Source organism: Pseudomonas sp. AC136, assembly GCF_979258585.1.
Window position 1 is genome coordinate 1,824,082 of record NZ_OZ409865.1, and the last position, 20,372, is coordinate 1,844,453.

The following is a 20,372-nucleotide window of genomic DNA, read 5'->3' on the forward strand; positions in this document are numbered from 1 at the left end:
TCAGCGAGGCGCTAAGTGCGAACGAAGGCAAAAAGGGCCTGGTAATCGCCCCTGTCGGCGGCCCGCAGGGCCTCGATGTACTTTTTGCGCACTGCGCCAGCCACCGCAAGGCTAGCCGCGCTTCCCCATGAAAAGGCGCGACTGCCACATTGACGCAGTAGCAAGTCGGCCATCAGCCGAGCATGGCGACCGTTGCCGTTAGCAAACGGGTGGAGCCACACGAGCTTGTGATGGAAGCGCGCGGCAGTCTCTTCGAGGGGGTAAACGTCGTTTTCGATCCAGTAGCTGACATTGCCAAGAAGTTGCCGGAGCTGCTCAGCAATCTGGGTCCAATCACAGCCGATATTCTTGCCAGTCTGGCGAAACCGCCCCGCCCATTCCCAGGTGTTGGAGAACATGCGTTTGTGCAGCTCGCGGCAAAACTGATCGGTGAGCACGTCGAGTTTTTTCTGTCGATCGAGCCAGCGGTGGGCGCTGTAGATATTCTCGGCCTCCCACTCATCCAGCTCGCTTTGAGTGCGGATATGAGTGGGCAACAGCCCCGCCGCCTCGTCGGGGTCGAGCGGAGTTTGACCGGGCTGCAACGCCACCGTCACCGCCACAAACGCGTCCATGAGCCGGACAACAACTCCTGTCGCCGGTCCGCCACTTTGCGCTCGATGTAACTGTCCGAAGGCCGCTGATCTTCCAGCGCCATGGTGTGAGCGACGCCCATCACCTCTTGCCGTGCCAACGCGTCGGCCCGCGCTTCGATCATGTCGCCAAGCGGCTGGCGAGGGACCAGAGCGTACACAAGTTCGCAATCCAGCCCGGCCGCCAGTTTTCGAAGTTGACCGAGCGTGATGCGGTCGTTGGCCTCTGACACCTCGCATTTTTGCAGCGTGGAAGGCGATACCCCGACCAGTGCCGCCTGAACCCGAACCGAGCGGCCAAGCGATTCGCGGATGGCTTTTAACCACCCCCCGCGCGGTTTAGTGGTGCCTTGCACCAGCATGAAAGGCTCAACGGCACGTTCAATTTGATGGAGACGAAGCTTGAAGAAAGAGAACGTCTGCATGGCGGCCCCCCGCGAAGCAAAAAAGCGATTTGTATGTGTATAAGCACACAACATACACCTTTGTGTACGCCTATAGACACTCAGTTAGCAATTATATGTGCGCCTATGGGCGCACATATTTACGATAAAGGTGCGTCTGTGGCGTAACGTGGATTCATTAGGGGTTGGGTTGTAGAAGGGAAACGCCGGGATTCACCGTGTGCAAACGTGCGTCACATCCTGGCGCCAAGTAGCTCACGCACGCTGAGCTGGCTCGCTCTCACTAACGCACTGGCCATTTGGCTCAGCTGCTGAATCACGCCAGATTCGTGGGCCTTGTTGATAAAAGCGTCAGCGGTGGCAAGCGTTTCGACGTAGAGCATTAAGTCGGCGGCGCGCTCCAGCGCAGCCTCGATGGGCACACCGGCATTGACCGAAAACAGCGCAATGCCGTCTACGGTGTCGAAGGGTTGGGGCGTGGTTAAGGCGTTTTTCATCGTCATCTTCCTTAGCTCCGTTAAGCGGCCAAGCGAGCTGCAATTCGAGCGACGGAGAACTCTAAGTCGTGACGTGGCGCGAATATGTCGGCTGCGACGGAAAAAGTCGCAGGTTAACGGGAACAAAATTGCCGTTTTGTGGCTGGGACAGGCAAAAAAAACGCCGTCACAAGACGGCGTTTCAGCGTGGTCGGAACTGCAACAGTGTTTAAAAATTCACACGCCATTCCGCTTGCAAACCATGGTTACGAGAGTTGCTGCCCACATCGCCGACATAACCCACGCCAAGGTTTTGCGCAGGACTGATGCCCAGGTCGACGCCAGCCTCCAGCGTAATGCTATTGCGGTCCAGCGTGCTGCCGTAAACGTCGAAGGTGCTGCCGCCGGAGCGGTAGGCCTGCTGAGTGACCACGTCAACATTGCCAAACAGGCGACGCCAGCCAGCGCTCGCATGGGGCGTGACGCTCATGCCGTTATCAAGCTGGCCGAGGTGCGCCAAACGCAGACCAAGCGTAGCGCTGACATTGCTTTGCTGTTGGTCGTCGACGTGCAGCGCCGCTGCGCCACCCTTTTCATCGTAGGCCTCGCGGGTGTAGCGCTGGTAACCCAGGTTGAAAAACGGTTCTTTAAGCAACCGACCGCTGGCGGTCTGATAGGCGAACTCCACAAAGGCTTGCTGCCCGTTCGCCGAATATTCGCCACGGGGAGCATCGCTGAATTGGTTGAAGCTCAGCTCCCGTTTGCTGGTGCCGCTGTGGCCGCTGTAGGCCATGCCCATCCGCGTGGCCAGCGCGCCGTTCTGATGCAGGGCATAGGCGCCGAGGTGGTAGGTGTTCACTGCGCCGGTGAGAAAGTTGCCGGCGTCCAGGTCGGTTTTCGAGTAACCGCTCACCACGCCCAAGCGCCAGTCGCTGGTAACCGACCAGTCGGCACCGACCAACGCGCCGCTGGTGCGCTGTTGCAGTTCTGCGGGGTTATCGTCCTGCTCGAATGTGCCTTGGCTGCCGAGTGCCTGCAGCCAGACGCGCCCCTGCGCCTGCGGATCTTGCAGGCCACGCGCGTCGTCGGGTGTGCCGGTAGCGACCAGCAGCGGACCGTCATCACGCAGCATCGCCGCTTGCAAACTGTTGCCGCGGCTTTCCAGTTGTTGCATCGCCTGCAACATGCCGCTGCTGACTTGCCCAGTGCTGGCAAGCATGGCCGAAACGCGGCTGGCATTGGCGGCACCAGCCAGCTGCTCCAGGGCGACGCCGGCTGTATTCAGATCGCTCACCAACAGGTGATTAATCAGGCCTGGAGTTGCCACGCCCATGCTGTTGGCCGCGTTGACCGCGCTGGGGCTGGTGGCTGCCGTAACAATCGAATTGTCGTTACGATGCAGCTCAAGCTCGACGGAGTGACTGTTATAGATAAGCTTCGGGTCGAGGAAATACAGATTGGTTTTTACCCCTTCGAACGTGCCGCTTACGCCCGCTCCGCCAGTGAGGATGGTGTATCGGGTATTTGGCTCATAGGCGCCCATCCCGGCCGCCACTTGCACGCTGGCGTTTTGAATCGAGACGTTGTCGCGCACGTCCACCAGCCCGGCTTTGCCGTCTGGACCGGCGCTGACATAGAACGTAGTGCCCAGCTCCATTTTCAAACTGCCGTTGATGGTCAGGGTGTCGCCGGCAAACTCCGCGCCCAGCGCACCGCCTTTCTTCACTTCCACGCTGCCGACCGTGCCTTTGCCGCTCAACACGCCGCCGCTGTTAACGGTAAGGGCGGAATTGGCCAGCGTACCGTTAACGGTCAGTTGCCCGTCGTTCACGCTGGTGGTGCCAGTCATGGCGCTGCCATCGCCATTAAATGTCCATTCGTGCAAACCGTCTTTGATCAGGCTGAGCGTGCCGGTGCCGCCATCAGCCAGCACACCGTCGAACGCCGAGGCTCCGAGCGCGCCGGTGTCGATGATCAATGTGCTGTTGTCTTGCCCGCCATTGCGAACGGTGCCCTCGCCCACCAAACCACCCAACGTCATGCGCTGGCCGGCCAGTTGCACGCTGGTTGCCGTGCCCTTGAGTTTCACCGCGACAATCTTGCTGGTCAGGTCCACGCCTTCGAGTTTCAAATAACTGCTGTCGTTGAATGTAAGCAAACCACCTGCAATAGCGTCTGCGGCCGTCACGCGAATAAAACTTGCATCCGAAAATGTAACTTGCGCACCGTTCAACGAGCCTTTAGCAGAAGCCACAAGACTTGAATTATCTTTAAAGTATTGTTTGCCAGCATCCAGCGCGTTGGCGACTGTTGCTTGCAACTGACTATCCCCGGAAAACTCAGCCGAAGTTCCCGCTTGAAATGTGTGTTCTATATTTGCTTGCACCACATCTTGCCCGGCAAAGCCCATATCTATGGCGATAGCACCGTCGGTGCTTGCATCGTAGTTCGCGGCCAGTGCATGCCCCGCAATAATCTGAGCAACAACAGCGCAAATAACAGACAACTTAAATGTATTCATGATTATTCCTTGAGAAAGCAACTTCACCGCGACACTTAATAGGCGAAACAAAAAATTCGCTGCTGCCATAACGGCCGAAGCATTAGAAGAAAATGGGGACCGACGGAAACAACAGGCGCGGACGGTACCAAGTTGAAAACTTAGTTGTCCACGCCAAGGAACTTCCCTACAAAGCATTGGGATCGAAGAAAAATTAATCAGCCTGAAACCGAATTAAAACGCCAACTTTCACACGCAACTCAGCCATAAACCGCTACCTGCCTGACGCTGGCGCGCGCTGGCCGCCCCCGTCTATTTTCCGTACTATCCGCCCCCCTTTTTGCCGTACCGCAGCCGCTGCCATGAAACCCGCTCGCCTTCGCGCCGACCTCCTCGCCGGCCTTACTACCTCATTCGCGTTGGTGCCGGAGTGCATCGCCTTTGCCTTGGTGGCGCACCTCAATCCGCTGATGGGCCTGTATGGCGCTTTTATCATTTGCACGCTCACCGCCTTATTTGGCGGGCGGCCTGGCATGGTGTCGGGGGCGGCGGGGTCGATGGCGGTGGTGATCGTGGCGCTGGTGGTGCAGCACGGCGTTCAATACTTGCTCGCAACGGTGTTGCTCGGCGGGGCGATCATGGTGCTGTTCGGGCTGTTGCGCCTGGGCAAGCTGGTGCGCATGGTGCCGCACCCGGTGATGCTGGGATTTGTGAATGGCTTGGCGATCATCATTGCGCTGGCGCAGTTAGAGCACTTCAAAAGCGGCGAGCAGTGGCTGAACGGCTTGCCGTTGGCGCTGATGCTCGGCCTGGTGGCGCTAACCATGGCCATCGTCTATCTGCTGCCGCGCCTGACCCGCTCGGTGCCGCCGGCCTTGGTGGCGATTCTCAGCGTTGGCCTGGCCGTGTATCTGCTGAACCTGCCCACCCGCACCCTCGGTGACATGGCGCACATCGCCGGCGGCCTGCCGACCTTCGCCCTGCCCGCGCTGCCCTGGACCGTCGAGACGCTAAAAATCATCGCGCCCTATGCGCTGCTGATGGCCATGGTCGGCCTGCTGGAAACGCTGCTCACCCTTAACCTCACCGATGAAGTGACCGAAAGCCGTGGCTACCCCGACCGCGAGTGCGTGGCGTTGGGCGCGGCGAACATGGTGTCGGGCGCCTTTGGCGGCATGGGTGGCTGCGCGATGATCGGGCAAACCGTCATCAACCTCAGCTCCGGCGGCCGAGGGCGGCTGTCAGGCGTGGTCGCCGGGGTGATGATTCTGCTGTTCGTGCTGTTTCTGTCGCCGCTGATCGAGCGCATTCCGCTGGCCGCATTGGTGGGCGTGATGTTTGTGGTGTCGCAGCAAACCTTCGCCTGGGCCTCGCTGCGGGTGCTGCACAAAGTGCCGTTGAACGATGTGTTGGTGATCGTGGCGGTGACGGTAATCACCGTGTTCACCGACCTGGCCACCGCCGTGCTGCTGGGCATCATCATTGCCGCGCTCAACTTCGCCTGGCAGCACGCCCGTGAGCTGTACGCCGACATTCACCTGGAACCCGACGGCAGCAAGCTGTACCGCCTGCACGGCACCTTGTTCTTTGCCTCGACGACGCCGTTCCTCAATCAGTTCGACCCTGCTCAAGACCCGGCGCATGTCACGCTCGATTGCCAGCACCTGAGCTTTGTCGACTACTCCGCCATTGCCGCGCTAAAAACCCTGCGCGAGCGCTACAGCAAAGCCGGCAAGCACCTGCGCGTGGTGCATTTGTCCGAACGCTGCAAGAAGCTGCTCAAGCGCGCCGGCGCCGAGCACGCTTAATCGCCGATCACGCGTCGGCCACCACCACTTCAAGGCCGACGCGCCGATAGTCCTCGATGTCACCAGAAGGCACACGGGCTTCAGTGAACAGCGTGTGCACCCGCGTGCAGGGCGCAATCACAAAGGGCTCCACAGCGCCCAGTTTGTCGGCGGTGGTCACGGCGATCACCTGCGAGGCACTGTTCAGCAGCGCCTGTTTCAATTCCACTTCTTCGAAGCGAGGCGTGGTCAGGCCGATGTCCGGGTGCAACGCGCACACGCCGGTAAACAGCAGGTCGGCCTTCACGCTGCGAATCAACTCCAGCGCCTCGCGGCCGTTGGTGGCCATGGTGGTGGGATTGAGCTGCCCGCCCGCCACAATCACGTTGATGCCGGGATACTCGGCCAACGCTACGGCGGTCATCGGCGAAGCGGTGATGGCGGTCAGGCGAATATCCAGCGGCAACGCGCGGGCGATATGCAGGGGCGTGGTGCCGGAATCGAAAATCACCACTTGGCCGTCTTGCACGCGCTCGGCGGCCAATTGCGCCAGTTGGCGTTTCATGTCGTCGCTATCGTTCAGCCGCGCGAAATAATCTTTCCCGGAATCCTTGGGCCGTGGCAGCGCGCCGCCATGTACGCGCTGCACCAGGCCGGCGCCGGCCAGCTCGGCCAGGTCGCGGCGAATGGTGTCTTCTGACACCTCGAAATGCGCGCTCAATTCACTCGCCAATACGCGCCCATCACGCTCCAACATCAGCAGAATCTTCTGGCGCCGAACTTGCGGTAAATCGGTAACGGTGTGTTGACTCTGCATGGTTATGCCTGCTTATGCGGGTTTGTGCGTTTTTCGCTGAATAAGCGCAAGCCTAGCGGGGCATTCAGGCAAATACAACGGCGACCTTTCCGGCGCTTTTGCGATCAGCGCCGCCGCTCTTGTAGACTCCCCGGCCTTACTGGCCTCTGGTTTAGTCCCATGCAAGGTTGTTGCTTGAGTTGGCGGTGGTTGGTCAACGGCGTGCTGCTGATGATTGCCCTGAGTTCGGCGCCGCTGCGGGCGGCTGAGCCGCTGGATGTCGTCGACGTGCGCGAGCAGCCGGCTTCGCTGACCGCCTTTATCGCCTTGCTCGAAGACCCCACCGGCACCCTCACCCTCGCCGATGTGCAACAGCCCGATTGGGCAAACCGCTTCCAAACCGACTTACCGGCCACCAGCGCCCTGGGCCTGGGTTTTACCCGTTCGGCGTACTGGTTGCGCGTGCCGCTGCGCAACACCAGCAGCACCACGCTGCACAGGATGCTGGCGGTGGAGAACCCGCGCATCTCCCATATTCAGGCGTACCTGCCCGACGGCCAGGGACAATACCGCGCCGTTATCACCGGCTCCGATGTACCTGCCGACACCAAGGTGTACGCCAACCGCAACTTCATCTTCCCGCTGACGGTTCCCGCCAACAGCGAGCAGGTTATTTACCTGCGCATGCAATCGGCCGTTGGCTTGCTGATTCCGCTGCAGCTATGGGCGCCCGAGGCCTTTCATGCCCACGAGCGTGACGACTACGCCGGCCAGGCGTGGTATTTCGGCATTGCCGTGGCGATGATCTTGTTCAACCTGATGCTGCTGGTGTCGCTGCGCGACCGCATCTATTTGCTCTATGTCACCTTTGCCACGCTGACCTTCGCCGCCCTGGCAATCAAGAATGGCCTGGCGCCGGACCTGCAACTGGCCGGCGTGCCGCTTAATGCCAACGTGGTCTATTACTCGGCCACGTCGCTGGCACTGGCCGCCATGCTGCTGTTTATGCGGCGCATGCTCGCCACCGCGCAGTTGCTGCCGCGCACCGACCGCGTGCTGGTCGGTTTTATCGCGCTGTACCTGCTTACGCCCATCGCCTATGCCGTAGCGTTGCCGCTGTTTTCCCGCGCCGGCATTGTGCTCAACCTCGTCACTGCGCTGGTGGTGGTAGGCGTGGGCATCGCGGCGGCGTTGAAGCGCCAGCGCAGCGCTTATTTCTTTCTCGGTGCGTTTGCTTTGCTCATGCTCGGCGGGGCCATGACCTCACTGCGCGCCATGGGGATCATGCCCACCAACCTGTTTACCGTAGACGGTTTGCAACTGGGCTCAGCCCTGGAAATGCTGCTGTTGGCCTTCGCCCTCGCCGACCGTTACAACGTGCTGCGCCGGGAAAAAGCCCGCGTGCGCGAGCAACTGCTGCACACCCAGGAACAACTGGTGCACACCCTGCAGCACTCCGAACGCGAACTGGAACAGCGCGTGGCCGAGCGCACCGAGCAGTTGCAAGCACTCAACATCCAACTGGAAACCCTGAGTCTTACCGACGCCCTCACCGGCATCGCCAACCGTCGCCGATTCGACGAGGTGCTGACCCAGGAATGGGCGCGTGCGCAGCGCATCGGCTCGCCGTTGGGCCTGGCGATTCTCGACGTCGACTGGTTCAAGCCCTACAACGACCACTACGGCCACCCCGCCGGCGACGCCTGCTTGCAGCAAATCGGCAAGGCGCTGGCCGCCACCGTGTGCCGCGCCAGTGATCTGGTGGCGCGCTACGGCGGCGAAGAGTTCGTGTTTCTTGCGCCCATGACCGACACCGCCGGTGCCCAGGCCATGGCGCGCAAAGTGGTGCAGGCCATCGCCGCCTTGCAGCTGCCCCATGCGGCCTCGCCGCTTGGCCATGTGACGGTAAGCGTTGGCGTGGTCAGCCTGGAACCGAGCGCCGACACGTCGCCGCAGTTGCTGGTGCAACAGGCCGACGCCGCCTTGTATGAAGCGAAAAAACAGGGCCGTAATCGCATCAGCGCGCCGTAATCGGGCCTGCGTGGCTTTGTGGTCGATTTCAGCGAACGGCCGTCCGGCAACGCCCTTTTGATCCTACGCGGCGCTGATCGCCTTCCTCTTCCGAGCCTTGCGCCAGCCGCGCCACTCTGCGTACGCGCACTTCGCGCTACAACGGAAAGGACTCGCCGCATGACCAAGCACTGCATCACCACTGAACACGGCCACCGCTTCCATTCCACCGGCCAGGTCGAATACTCACGCGGGCTGTTTAGCGTAACGCCCGATGTGCCGCTGCTCGACGCCCTGCACAGCGTGTCGTGCCTGCTCACCAGCATGGAAGACGGCATTCTCGACGCCGCCGTCGGCAACCTGCCGCTGCAAGACAACGCCGCCTGGCTGACTCACCACACCTTGCAGTCCGCCAAAACGGTGGTCGACTCGCTGATTGGCAACATGACCTCACCGGCATCGGCGATGCTTGGCAGCCAATCGGCCTGGACGCGCGAAGCCGGTTACCTGTCGTATTTCATCCTTGATGACATGCATGTGCAGCGCGCGCCGTTCGGGCGCTTCGGGCCGTTCCCCAGCGCCAATGCCATGCGCGAGGCGCTGGACCGCATTGAACGCAAGGTGCCCGACATTATTCTGGTCAGCCGCAAAGCCCGCCTGGCAGCGGACCTGATTGGCGAGTCGGAGTTAAACGAAGAGCACGCCAAGACCTTAGCGAAGATCGACGCGCTGACGGCATAAGCGCGCGGGCAGCGGACGGGCGCACTCAATCCAGCTGGTTGCGCAGCGTCCGCTCCTTCAACCGATAAAACTGCGCCGAGCCACCATTGCCGGCGCTTTCGTAACGGGCGGCGACCGCCCCGGCGGCATCGGCAGCCACGTTGAACGCATCGATCAGCGTTTGCCGGTCATCACTGGCCACCACCTGGCCGTGATCGAAACGGCCCGCCATAAACCCGCCTTCGGGCAAATCGAGCACACCCTGTTGCAGCTCGCCATGGGCGGCGCGACCGAAGACCAATCGCATCACCTGCGCGCCCTGCACTTCCTTCAACACACCCAAGCCATCGGCTACGTTGCCGGCGCACTCACCGTCCCAGCGCGCCGACGCTGCGGGCCAGTCTTCGGGCAAGGTAGTTACCGTGCAGGCAGCAACAGCCAACGGCGAAAGCAGGGAAACAATCGCCGCAAGGAACAGGCGGCTTGGCAAACGGCTAACGCTGAACACCATGGAAGAACTCGCGGCAGTTAAGGGCTTGGTGATTTAAGCAGACGCCCTGGCGGGGCAACAGAGCGCAGCGGACTGAAACGCCCGCCCAAGGTTTGGCAAAAATTCTTGAAACCTCTGCGCAAACTATCGAGTCAGAGCTATCAATAGGGAGTGCCATTTCCGAGGCGCTCTGGCACCACTGGAGCACGCTCATGTTGATACTCACCCGCCGCGTTGGCGAAACACTTCAGATTGGTACTGACATCTCGGTCACCGTGGTGGAGGTTAATGGCAACCAAGTGCGTATCGGCATCGCCGCGCCAAAAGAGGTGGCGATCATGCGTGACGACGCGAAAAAGCGACAACCCTCAAGCGCTCATGCCTGATTTGACGAGAGCCACCCATGTCGCGCCGCATTCTGCATGAGGGCCCCGCCGATATTATTTTTTGCTTCGCTCAAGGCTCCATCGAGCTGAGCAAACCCACCGTTATTCGCGAAGAGCGGTTAGGCGTTTACTCCGCCGCCGCCACCGACTGGGAATTACCCACCGGTGCCAGCTACGTGATCGTGCGCTTTGCCGGGGAAGAGCTCTCCGGCACAGTCACTCAGCAGGCCAAGACCACCCTGTATTTCTCCTGAGCAGTCCCTCATCCCTTATTCGAATTACGCGCCGATCACCCCGCCATCCAGCCGGGTGATCAGCAGCGTGGTCGAGCGTGGGCGGGTTTTGCCGTCGCTGGCCGGAAAGCTGATGCCGGGGTGCTGGATGTTCGCCCACATCGCCTTGCCATCCGGGCTCCAGGCCAACCCGGTGATCTCGCAGCCACGCGGCCCGACCAGAAAACGCCGCACCTCACGGCTCGACGGATCCGCACACAGCAACTGATTGCAGCCCATGTTCTGCATCGCCGGGTCGACGTCGTCGTAGTCGGTCTGAATCCACAGCCGCCCCGCCGCATCGAAGGCCAGGCCATCGGGCGAGGACAACACGTCGCCGTTGATGGTGCCCGTCAGGTTGGCCGGCACCGGCTTGCCATCTTTGCCTTTGCTGCCCAGCGCTTCGCCAGCGAGCAAAAACAGCTCCCAGGTAAACGTGGTAGCCGTTGGATTGGCGTCTTTTTCGTTGAACCGCAGGATGTGCCCATGCAGGTTTTGCGCGCGCGGGTTGGCCTTGTCCAACGGCTGTTTAGTGCCGCGTCCGTCGTTGTTGGTGAGGGTCACGTACACCTCGCGGGTACGCGGGTGCACGGCCGCCCATTCCGGGCGGTCCATGGGCGTGGCGCCGGCTTTGTCGGCCGCCGCACGCGCATTGACCAGCACCTCGGCCTGACTGGCAAAACCGTTCTCGGCGCTTAGCCCGTTCTGCCCGTGCACCAGCGCGAGCCACTCGCCGCTGCCGTCGGCGTTGAGCTTGGCGACGTACAGCGTGCCGCTGTCGAGCAGGTCGCGGCTGGCTTTGGGGTTGCTGGCGTCGTGCTTGCCCGTCGGCACGAATTTGTAGATGTACTCGCCCTTGGCGTCGTCGCCTGAATAGAACGCCATCTTGCCGTCGTCGCCCAGGCTCAACGCGGCGCACTCTCGGCTGAAGCGACCGAAGGCGGTGCGTTTGATCGGCTGCGCGCTGGGGTCGAATGGATCGATTTCCACCACCCAGCCGAAACGGCTGGGCTCATTCACATGGCCGCCGTGGGGTTGGCTGGCGTCGGGTGTGGCGTCGAAGCGCGGGTCGGCGGTTTCCCAGGCGTAGTTTTTACTGGTGCCGCTGCTCGCCAGGCCGTAGCGCTTATGGGCGACGCGCTGGGCGAAGTCAGCCTGGTCACGGTTGATAAAGTAATTCGGCCAGTTCTCTTCGCAGGTCAAAAACGTGCCCCACGGCGTGACCCCGGTGGCGCAGTTATTCAGAGTGCCGAGCACTTCCAAACCGCTCGGATCGCTGGCGGTTTGCATCAGCGCGTGCCCGGCCAACGGGCCAGCCAAGCGCATGGGCGTGAGCATACTGATGCGTCGGTTGTAAGCCGAATCAAGCACGCGCTGCCATTGGCCATCGGCGCCCTTCTTCACCTCGATCACCGACACCCCGTGGGCCGCCTGTTCCTTACGCACTTCGTTCAGCGGGCGCGGCTTGCTCTGGTCGATGGTGCTGGAAGGATGCAGGTGCGGGTTGATGTATTCGTGGTTCATTACCAGCAGGCCACGGTCGGTTTCGCCTGGGAAGGCGAAGAAATCCATGCCGTCGTGGTTGTCGCCGGCCTGTTTCAACTGCGCTTGCCAGTCGTCGCTGGCGTCGGGATTCCACGCCGGCGCGCCCGCTTCCACCGGGTCGCCCCACGAAAAAAACGGCACGGCGCGATACCCCTCGGCCACCAGCACGCGGTCGAAGTTCGGGTCGAGCTGCACGGGCACGCCTTTGAAGTTCAGCAACGGACTGGCGCCCGCTTTGCTGCACGCACCAAGGCCACCGAAGAAGCCCAGAATCGCCACGCTTAGCCCGCCCTTGAGCACATTGCGGCGGCTGGGATTCAACAGCTCGGCCAGGCTCGGATTGCTGCTGGGGTTGATGGCGATGTCGTCGTGGCTTTCCAGTTGTTGATGAAACTGCTGGTGATCGTGGCGCATGGCAAGACTCGCAAATAAAGAGAAAAAACAGCCCGGCAGACGGGCTTACTCGATTCGGTAGTGAAAGGTGTTTTTCACGTTGGCCACGCTCACGGCCTGGCCGTCGACGATACGTGGCTGGTAACGAAAGGTGCGCGCGGCGGCAAGCGATGGCCGCACCAGCAGCGGGTGGCATTGCCCCAGCACTTGCGGGTTATCGACGCGGCCTTGGGGCGTGACGGTGTAGGTGACGGTGCAGTCGCCTTCGATGCCTTTTTCCAGCGCTTTGTCTGGGTACTCCGGGGCTTCCTTGCTTACCGGCAGATACGGGCGACTCTCGGCCGCCAGCTTGTCGGCGGCGGCGCGGGCGCTGGCTTCGCGCGCGGCTGCGGCGGCTTGCTGTTGGCGTTGCTGTTCGGCCTGGCGTTGCTGCTCCATCTGGCGCGCTTGGGCCTGTTGCTCACGCTGCTGTTGCTGCGCTTTTTCCTGCTCCTGCACGCGCTTGCGCGCCAGGGCGGCGTGGTCAATAACCGGCGTGGGCTTGGCCGGCGTTTTAACCGGCTCAACGGGTTTGGCGACCTCGACCGGCTGCGGTGGTGGGCTGATGATTTCGGCCGGCGCCGACGCTTGAACAGGCTCAGGCAAAGGCGCAGGCGCAGGCGGTGCCAAGGTAATCAACTGCGTGGTCAGCGTTTGCACCTGCGGCTCAGGCGGCGGCGTGGGCTGCCAATGGCTGACCAACGCCACGATCACCAAGCCATGCACGCCAGCGGCGACGGCCATCGCCAATGCTTGCCGCAGCCATTTGCGGTTGGGCAGTTGCAGGCTCGGCATCGGTTGCAGGCTTGGCATTAGCGCAGCACTCATTGCGGCGCCTCGGTGATCAGGCCGAGGTTGCGTACGCCGCCTTTTTGCAGCGCCGCCATGCCGGCCACCACCGTGGCGTAGTCGGTGTTGTGGTCCGCGCGGATGTACACCTGAGTGTCGCCGCGACTGGCAATGATGGCGCCGACCTTAGCGGTCATTTCCTCCAAGCCCACGGCGCTGTCTTGCTGCTCGTGGCTGTCCAACTCAGCGCCGACATTCCAGTAGTAGCCGCCGTCGGCCTTTACCGAGAGCGTGAGAATCTGCTGCTGGCTGGTGGTCGCCAGCGCCTGCGCGGCCACCTTGGGCAGTTCGATTTTTACGCCCTGGGTGAGCATCGGCGCGGTGACCATAAAGATCACCAGCAGCACCAGCATCACGTCGATGTAGGGCACCACGTTCATTTCCGCTTTCGGGCCGTGCTTGCGTTGAGGCTTGCGCATGGCGATTTCCTCAGGCCGCGTGCGCGAGGCGCGTGGAGGCTTGCAAGGCGCGGTGCAGGCGGCCTTGCAGCTCATTGCCAAAGCTGTAGAAACGCGTGCTCAAGGTTTCCACGCGGGCGGCAAAACGGTTGTAGGCGATCACCGCCGGAATGGCCGCGAACAGGCCGATGGCGGTGGCGATCAGCGCTTCGGCAATGCCCGGCGCCACAGTGCCGAGCGTGGCCTGCTGCACCTGCGACAACCCGATAAACGAATTCATAATCCCCCACACCGTACCAAACAGGCCGATGTACGGGCTCACCGAGCCGACGGTGGCGAGAAAGGCCAAGCCCTTCTCCAAGCGCTCCTGCTCCTCGCTGATGCTCACCAGCAAGCGACGCTCCACGCCATCCACCACCGCTTCAGGCGTAATGCCGGGCTCGCGGCGCAGGTGGCTGTATTCGCTAAAACCTTCGTGAAAAATGCGCTGTAGGCAGGCGTCGTCATCGGCGTTTTCACCGCTGTCGCGGTGCAGTTGCGCCAGGTCGTTGCTGTTGCGAAAGCGCAGTTGAAACGCTTTAAGCAGGCGCTCGGTACGACCCAGCAACAGGCTGCGCTGCACGATCAGGTACCAGCTGACCAACGAGGCCAGCAGCAGAATCAACATCACGCCTTTAACCAGCAGTGAGGCATCGTTGATCAGGCTCCAGACGCTCATCTGTTCGAGGGTGCTGTGCATGGTGCGGCTCCTTCTTTTCTAACCCCGCCGTGGCGGGGTTGTGATCGGCTATTCGATTACGTGGATGTTGCGAACTGATGACAGCGCCTACGGCAGGCGCAGCGCCTTGGCGACATCACTCCAGGGCACTAACTTGAAGTTCTGCGTGCTCTCGGGCATGCGCTTGCGGCCGTCTTGCACCACCAGCAACCCCTCGCTCCAGGCACCGCCGAGGTTGGCGCCAGTCACTTCCAGGCCGTCGGTTTCCGAGGCGCCGTCGATACCCAGCGCGCCATTGAGGCCAACGCGAAACGCGCCGCGCACTGCAAACGGCGGCTGCGCATCAAGCAGTACGTAGCTGTCGTTGCCCTGGCTCGACACCACTAGGTAGTTGCCGCGCGGCCCGTGGTACAGGCCCATGCCTTCCACGTCGGCCTTGAGCACATCGCCAACCTTGAGCACGCTGGTCAGCTCGCCCGAGGCGTCGGGACGCGCGTCGAGCGTCCACACGCCAACGTCTTCCTCGCCGATAAACAAACGCTGCTGACGGTCATCGGCGACGCAGCCTTCGGGCTGGCTGTCGACCTTGAAGCGGCGCACCTGCTGGCCCTGAATCTGGCCCTGCACGTCGCTCAGGCGGTACTGCAGAAAGGTGCCGTCTTTGCCGTTGGCAAACGCATACAGCTCGCCGGGCGCCGGCTGGAACAGACAGATGCCGTAGATTTCCGCCAGCGGCGTGCGCACCTCGCCGGCCTCACGCAGCGCCCCCGTGGCGCGGTCGATGGCGAACAGGCTGATGCTGTTGCGGTCGCGGTTGCTGGCCACCGCCAGGTCAATCGGTTTGCCCGCCAGGGTAAAACCGGCGCGCACGTCGACGTTGTTCAAACGGCCCACCGGCAGCTCTTGCAGCAAGCGACCGTCGAGGTCGTACGCCAACAGACCCTGCTTTTTGTTGGTGCCGAGCACGCGGGACAGGTGCGGCTGCGTCGGATGCAGCCACACGGCCGGATCATCCGCGGCATCACCCTGGCGCCCGACCGGTTCGGTCTGGCGCAGCGCCGAGACATTGGGCAAACGCGGCGGTAAGGGTTGCGGTGTCGGCTTCCAGTTGAGCTGGCCGTGATAGACGCGTTTTTGCTCGCCGTCTTCCACCAGCAATTCCAGGCCGTTGGCAGTCACGCGGGCGTCGAGGCGCTCGGGCTCCGTGAGGCCATCGAGGTGCAGGCTGGCGACGCTTTTCCACTGCTCGGCGTCTTGCTGATACAGATTCAACGTGGCGCTTTCGGCGTCCAACGCCACCAACCCGCCCGGCACGCTGACCATCGCTTGCGGGCTGCCGGCCAGGCTGCCGAACGGCGCGCGCATATCCACCGGCACCCGTGCGGTATCGGCTTCCGGCGCCGCCGAGAACGCCCACAGGCCGACGTTTTCTTCGTTCACATACAGGCGATTGGCGGCGTCATCGGCATGGCAATACTCGGCGCCCGGTGGCGTTGGCAGGCCACGCAGGCGCAGCGGTTCCTTGTTCATGCGTGCGCCGCTGCCCACTAGCCATTGCTCGCCCTTACCGTCTTCGCCGAGCAGAAACAGGTGCAGGTTGGCGGCTTCGTCGCGGTACAGGCACAGGCCCGACACGGCGTAATCGCGCGCCGGCAACAACAGCGGTTTGCCCCACTCACGCGTGCGCGGGTCGAGCACCACCAATGCCGCTTGTTGGGTGGCGCCGTCGACGCTGGCCACCAGCACGTCGTTGCCCAGAGAGCGGCTGTCGAGCCCGTTATAAGCGCCCGGCAAACGTGCCAGCTCGGCGCCATCGCCGGTCAGCAACAACAAACCATTGCGCTCGCTGGCGGCCAGGCGCAGGTCGCTGCCGTCGCGTACATCGGCCGGCAAAAAGCGCACGTCTTCGGCCTTCACTTTTGCCGACGCGCCCCAGGGCGACAGGCTGACGGTTGGCTTGGTTTCGGATGTTTTCGGCAGCCCATCGCAGCCGGCCAGCAGCAACGCGGCGGCCAGCAAAGTGGGAGCAAACCAGGGGGTGCTAAACAACGGTGTCATTCACGGTGTCCTTAAACAAAACGCACACGCCACGGCGCCCCGCACGGGGGGCGCGCGGGCTGGATCAGAAGTGGGTGAAGGTCAGGCCGAGCTTGTACGTCGGGCCGTATTCCTCGTACTGCGCGTTGTAGGAACGGCTGCCGGTGTACACGTAGTACGACTCGTCGGTGAGGTTTTGCGCCTCGAACGACAGTTGCAGGTTCTTGGTCAGGAAATAGCGCGCGGTGAAGTCGACAAAGGTCTGATCGTCCACGTGCAGGTCGTGGGCTTTGTCGTCGACCGACGCGACTTCGAACAGGTAGTCGGATTTGTAGTTGGCCGACAGGCGCAGGCTGAGCTTGTCGTTTTCCCACCCGAGCATCAGGTTGCCAACGCTGTCGGACTGAAACGGCAAGTCGATATCGCGCTTTTGGCCCTGCCCTTCAATCTGCGCATCGGAGCGGCTGAAGGTGGCGTTGGCGCCCATCAGCAAGCCATTCCAGGGCGCCGGCAGGCTGCTGAACTTCTGCTGCCAGACCAATTCCAGGCCGTACAGATCGGCGCTGTTGCCGTTGGCGAAGGTGTTGGCCTGATCGAACGCGGCCCAGCGACCGGTGCCGGCCAGGTCGGTGTTGTAGACGAAGTTTTCGATGTCTTTGTAGAACACGAAAGCCGAGACCACGCCGTCGTCATTCAGGTAGTGCTCGATGCCCAAATCGAAGTTGCTCGACTCCAGCGCGTCGAGGTCGGGGTTACCGAATTCGGCCTCATCGCCATCAATCACAAACCCCGGCGCCAGTTGCTCGAAGGTCGGGCGCACCACGGTGTTGGTCCAGGCGAAACGCACCTGGGTTTGCTTGTCGATCTGGTAACGCACGTGCAGGCCCGGCAACCAGTGGTCGTACTTTCTGTCGGCTTCGCTGGAGACGAAATCGCCGTCTTCAATGCCGGTGCCTTTGGCCTTGAACTCGGTGCCCTCGTAGCGCAGGCCGGCGATGATGCGCCAGTCATCGACGTCGACGGTGTGCATCAGGTACGCGGCATTGATGTCTTCGCTCATGTCGAAGTCGTTTACCCGCGACTGTTCCTCGTCATAAAACTCGCTGCGGTCCAGCCGACCGAGCAGGTGTTTGATCGAGCCCGCGCTGATGCCGGGGCCGAAATTGTCCAGACCGTAGTGCACGGTGCCCTTGGTGAATTGAGTCAGCGACAGCTCGTCGTCGGTGATGCCAAAGTCGTCGAAGTCCTCATACGCCCAGCTGTCGGTGTCGTTGTCTTTGTCGCGGCGGCTGAGTTTGCCGCCGAACTTCACCTGCGCCGTGTTGCCGGCCAGCTCGTAGTCGCGGGCGAAATCGAGCTTGATGTTTTTCTCGGTGTCGGTGGTGTTCTGCTCTTCCCACTCCACGCTGTCGAGTTCGAAATTAGCCGGGTTGTAGAAGTCGCTGCCAATGTTCAAACGCGGTTTGCGCGTGCTGCTAAAACCGCTGTCGGCGAAATCGTCGGTGCCCTCAAACGTGGCCGAGGCGATATGGCCGGGGCTGTCTTCGCTGGACTCGCTCCAGCCGGCCTGGGCGTTGATGGTCCAGTCGCCACGCAGGTGCTCGCTGCCGAGCACGTAGCTCTGAATCTTTTGCGTTTCCTCACGGCTTTTCAGCTCGCGCCAGCCTTCGCTTTCGCCTAGCTCGCCAGCGGCTTGCGCATCGGCAAATTCGACGCCGGCGGCGTTGCGGGTTTCGCTGTCTTTGTAGCGGCTGTAAAGGGTGCGCAGGTAATAGCTGTTGTAGTCGTCGGCCTGGTAGTCGAAGTTCAAGCCCAGGCCGGTGCGCTCGCGGGTGATGTCGTAGTCGCGCTGTTCGAATTCTTCCAGCTTGGCGCCATCGGTGAAGTCCCAGGCGCCGCCGGTTTCGACATTGTCGGAGCCAAAGTCACGCTTGCCCCAGCTCACCGCTGCCGCCACGCCAAAGTTGTTGGTGCCCTCGCCCAGGCTGAAACGGTCGCTTACTGCGCCGGACACTTTCGGGCTGTTCTGGCCGGTGTTGTCGTCGTGACTGCCCTCGACGCTGCCGGTGTAGAACAGGCCTTTATGGTCGAACGCGGAAAGACTTTGGACCTCGATGGTGCCGCCGAGGGAGTTGGCGTCCATGTCCGGGGTAAGGGTTTTGATCACGCTCAGCGACTGCACCAGCTCGGAAGGCAGCACGTCCAACGCCACCGCGCGGGTGCCGCTGTTGGGCGAGGGAATCAGCGTGCCGTTGATGCTAACGCTGTTCAGGTCTGGCCCCAGGCCGCGCACGCTGACAAAACGTCCTTCGCCCTGGTCGCGCTCAACGCTCACGCCCGGCAACCGCTGCGCCGCTTCAGCGACGTTCTCATCGGGCAACTGGGCGACGCCGTCGGCACTGACCACGCTTTTCACGGCATCGGAGGTGCGCTGCTCTTTGATCGCTTTGTCCATGCTCACGGCCTGGCCGACCACGTTGACGTGCTCGGTCTCCGACGGCTCGACGGCGCACGCGGCGCTGGCGGCCATCGCCAGGGTCAGAGCACTAAGAGCATGCCCGGCGCGGCGGGCGTGGCGAAAACTTCTGGTCATCGGTAACTCCCCAAGAGGCCGGCAGGACCCGGCAAGTGGAGCGACACGCTAGGCAGCGGCCATGACGCTTCTGTGACAGCGCGGGACGCCAACCCAGTAAAACCGGGGGTTTGGCGGGGTTACGCAGGGTAAATGGGCTGAAATGACCCGCCGTTTTCCGGCCACGGGCCACGGCTTATGGCAGCGCGCCGTCGTGGCACAAAAAAACCGCACGAATGCCTGAGCCCAATTGACCTCCCCCGCTGCAACCTGAGCGTCATAAAGCGCTGGTTAGCTGAGCGGCATCAGTTCGGCGACCTGGCTTCTTGTAGGAGAGGCTTTAGCCTCGATGCGCTTGCGATTAAGCGCATCGAGGCTGAAGCCTCTCCTACAGGGACTCAGGTTCGCCGCCTTCCGGGAGCCCGTCGATGTCCAACCTTCTTCACCACCACCGCCTGAAACTCACGGCGCTGTTTCTCGCCGCCAACCTCGGCTTGCTGTTGCACCTGGCGGCGGGCGATTTAAAGGCGATGGCCGAATGGGTGTGGCTCGATGTGATCGGCGAAGGCGGTTCGGCGTTGTTGGCGCTGGTCTGGCTGGGGCTGATCCTGAAAAGCCGCCCGGCCGGACGGGTGACCAACCTGCTCGCCATCGGCCTGAGCTGCGTGTTCTTTTCCTGGTGGATCGACCTGCTCGACGAATTTATTCGCCTGCCCGACAGCGTGGTGTGGGATCACTGGCTGGAGTCGGGGCCGATGCCCGTGGGCTTGCTATTTCTGACCTACGGCATCTACCACTGGCACCACGAACAACTGGCCATTTCCCAGCAAATGGAAAAGCGCGAGCGCCTGTTCCGCGAGCATCGGCTGTTCGACAAACTCACCCCGCTGGGCGGTGCCGACTACCTGCGTCGGCAACTGCAATTGAGCGTGCAGCACAGCGCCCAGGCGCAACAGCCACTGTCGCTGGTGGTGGTGGATATCAACAACTTCGACGGCATCAACCAGCGCTACGGCCACGACGAAGGCGACCGCGTGCTGCAAGCCATGACCCAGCTTCTGCTGCTCAACCTGCGCCAACAAGACTTGCTCTGCCGCCTGGCTGGCGACCGCTTTGTAGTGCTGCTGCCGGCCACCGGCGAAACCCTGGCCACGCAGTTCGCCGGCGAGTTGGCCGAGGCCGTGCGGCACCTGGCGCACAAGTCGCGCCAGCACGGCGAACGCATTCAACTGAGCGCAACGGTCGCCACGGTCATGGCCCTGCAGGAAACCCCGGACAGCCTGCTGCAACGGCTCAACCTGGCGTTGGCCAAAGCCAAGCGGCCGTTGGCCCTGAGCGCGTGAGGCAG

The 20,372-nt window shown here is 62.2% G+C and carries 18 protein-coding genes; 6 read left to right on the top strand and 12 right to left on the bottom strand.

Features of this window, described 5'->3' with window-relative positions; genetic code table 11:
* Positions 1 to 11: 11 nt before the first annotated feature.
* The 4 genes from ACZZZU_RS08255 to ACZZZU_RS08270 all read right to left on the bottom strand — a co-directional run bounded on the left by ACZZZU_RS08255 (position 12) and on the right by ACZZZU_RS08270 (position 3,670).
* The gene (locus tag ACZZZU_RS08255; protein ID WP_122493981.1) at positions 12 to 614 is read right to left on the bottom strand and encodes a mobile mystery protein B; all 603 of its coding nucleotides are present in this window, start codon (positions 612 to 614) and stop codon (positions 12 to 14) included.
* Positions 593 to 1,057: a helix-turn-helix domain-containing protein gene (locus ACZZZU_RS08260; protein WP_122493982.1), complete on the bottom strand. Its 465-nt coding sequence runs from the start codon at positions 1,055 to 1,057 to the stop codon at positions 593 to 595. Before ACZZZU_RS08260 ends, ACZZZU_RS08255 begins: the two co-directional genes overlap by 22 nt.
* 212 nt (positions 1,058 to 1,269) lie before the next feature.
* The gene (locus tag ACZZZU_RS08265) at positions 1,270 to 1,533 is read right to left on the bottom strand and encodes a DUF3077 domain-containing protein (RefSeq protein WP_163016609.1); all 264 of its coding nucleotides are present in this window, start codon (positions 1,531 to 1,533) and stop codon (positions 1,270 to 1,272) included.
* 208 nt (positions 1,534 to 1,741) lie between these two features.
* Positions 1,742 to 3,670 carry an autotransporter family protein gene (locus tag ACZZZU_RS08270; protein ID WP_463550322.1) on the bottom strand — a complete coding sequence of 643 codons (1,929 nt, stop codon included), beginning with the start codon at positions 3,668 to 3,670 and terminating at the stop codon, positions 1,742 to 1,744.
* Between the two features lie 704 nt (positions 3,671 to 4,374).
* Between ACZZZU_RS08270 and ACZZZU_RS08275 the strand changes: the two genes are divergently transcribed.
* Complete coding sequence (locus ACZZZU_RS08275) at positions 4,375 to 5,820, top strand: SulP family inorganic anion transporter (protein ID WP_122493985.1); 1,446 nt, start codon at positions 4,375 to 4,377, stop codon at positions 5,818 to 5,820.
* Positions 5,821 to 5,827: 7 nt separating this feature from the next.
* Here ACZZZU_RS08275 and ACZZZU_RS08280 read toward each other — a convergent pair whose 3' ends face one another.
* Complete coding sequence (locus ACZZZU_RS08280; RefSeq protein ID WP_463550323.1) at positions 5,828 to 6,616, bottom strand: DeoR/GlpR family DNA-binding transcription regulator; 789 nt, start codon at positions 6,614 to 6,616, stop codon at positions 5,828 to 5,830.
* A gap of 159 nt (positions 6,617 to 6,775) precedes the next feature.
* On the opposite strand from ACZZZU_RS08280, the gene ACZZZU_RS08285 reads away from it, so the two are divergent.
* Together ACZZZU_RS08285 and ACZZZU_RS08290 are read left to right on the top strand one after the other, a co-directional pair.
* The gene (locus tag ACZZZU_RS08285) at positions 6,776 to 8,626 is read left to right on the top strand and encodes a diguanylate cyclase (RefSeq protein WP_463550324.1); all 1,851 of its coding nucleotides are present in this window, start codon (positions 6,776 to 6,778) and stop codon (positions 8,624 to 8,626) included.
* Between the two features lie 159 nt (positions 8,627 to 8,785).
* Positions 8,786 to 9,346, top strand: coding sequence for a DUF3077 domain-containing protein (locus ACZZZU_RS08290; RefSeq protein ID WP_122493988.1), 561 nt, complete (start codon positions 8,786 to 8,788; stop codon positions 9,344 to 9,346).
* Positions 9,347 to 9,371: 25 nt separating this feature from the next.
* On the opposite strand, the gene ACZZZU_RS08295 is transcribed toward ACZZZU_RS08290, so the two are convergent.
* Complete coding sequence (locus ACZZZU_RS08295) at positions 9,372 to 9,836, bottom strand: hypothetical protein (RefSeq protein WP_463383558.1); 465 nt, start codon at positions 9,834 to 9,836, stop codon at positions 9,372 to 9,374.
* A gap of 191 nt (positions 9,837 to 10,027) precedes the next feature.
* On the opposite strand from ACZZZU_RS08295, the gene csrA reads away from it, so the two are divergent.
* Both csrA and ACZZZU_RS08305 read left to right on the top strand, forming a co-directional pair.
* Positions 10,028 to 10,201, top strand: coding sequence for a carbon storage regulator CsrA (gene csrA / locus ACZZZU_RS08300; protein WP_122493990.1), 174 nt, complete (start codon positions 10,028 to 10,030; stop codon positions 10,199 to 10,201).
* A gap of 17 nt (positions 10,202 to 10,218) precedes the next feature.
* Entirely contained in the window at positions 10,219 to 10,455 is a 237-nt protein-coding gene (locus ACZZZU_RS08305) for a hypothetical protein (RefSeq protein ID WP_122493991.1), read from the top strand.
* A gap of 24 nt (positions 10,456 to 10,479) precedes the next feature.
* On the opposite strand, the gene ACZZZU_RS08310 is transcribed toward ACZZZU_RS08305, so the two are convergent.
* From ACZZZU_RS08310 to ACZZZU_RS08335, 6 genes are all read right to left on the bottom strand, one after another.
* Positions 10,480 to 12,432, bottom strand: a complete 1,953-nt coding sequence (locus ACZZZU_RS08310) for a PhoX family protein (protein ID WP_463550325.1) — start codon at positions 12,430 to 12,432, stop codon at positions 10,480 to 10,482.
* Positions 12,433 to 12,477: 45 nt separating this feature from the next.
* Positions 12,478 to 13,278, bottom strand: coding sequence for an energy transducer TonB (locus ACZZZU_RS08315; RefSeq protein ID WP_463550326.1), 801 nt, complete (start codon positions 13,276 to 13,278; stop codon positions 12,478 to 12,480).
* Positions 13,275 to 13,718, bottom strand: a complete 444-nt coding sequence (gene tolR, locus ACZZZU_RS08320) for a protein TolR (protein WP_122452696.1) — start codon at positions 13,716 to 13,718, stop codon at positions 13,275 to 13,277. Before tolR ends, ACZZZU_RS08315 begins: the two co-directional genes overlap by 4 nt.
* 10 nt (positions 13,719 to 13,728) lie before the next feature.
* Positions 13,729 to 14,436 carry a protein TolQ gene (gene tolQ, locus ACZZZU_RS08325; protein WP_122493993.1) on the bottom strand — a complete coding sequence of 236 codons (708 nt, stop codon included), beginning with the start codon at positions 14,434 to 14,436 and terminating at the stop codon, positions 13,729 to 13,731.
* An 87-nt stretch (positions 14,437 to 14,523) separates the two neighbouring features.
* A complete protein-coding gene (locus tag ACZZZU_RS08330; protein WP_463550327.1) occupies positions 14,524 to 16,473 on the bottom strand; it encodes a phytase in 1,950 nt (649 codons plus the stop codon).
* 64 nt (positions 16,474 to 16,537) lie between these two features.
* Complete coding sequence (locus ACZZZU_RS08335; protein WP_463550328.1) at positions 16,538 to 19,045, bottom strand: TonB-dependent receptor; 2,508 nt, start codon at positions 19,043 to 19,045, stop codon at positions 16,538 to 16,540.
* 407 nt (positions 19,046 to 19,452) lie between these two features.
* On the opposite strand from ACZZZU_RS08335, the gene ACZZZU_RS08340 reads away from it, so the two are divergent.
* Complete coding sequence (locus ACZZZU_RS08340; RefSeq protein WP_463550329.1) at positions 19,453 to 20,367, top strand: GGDEF domain-containing protein; 915 nt, start codon at positions 19,453 to 19,455, stop codon at positions 20,365 to 20,367.
* Positions 20,368 to 20,372 lie beyond the last annotated feature (5 nt).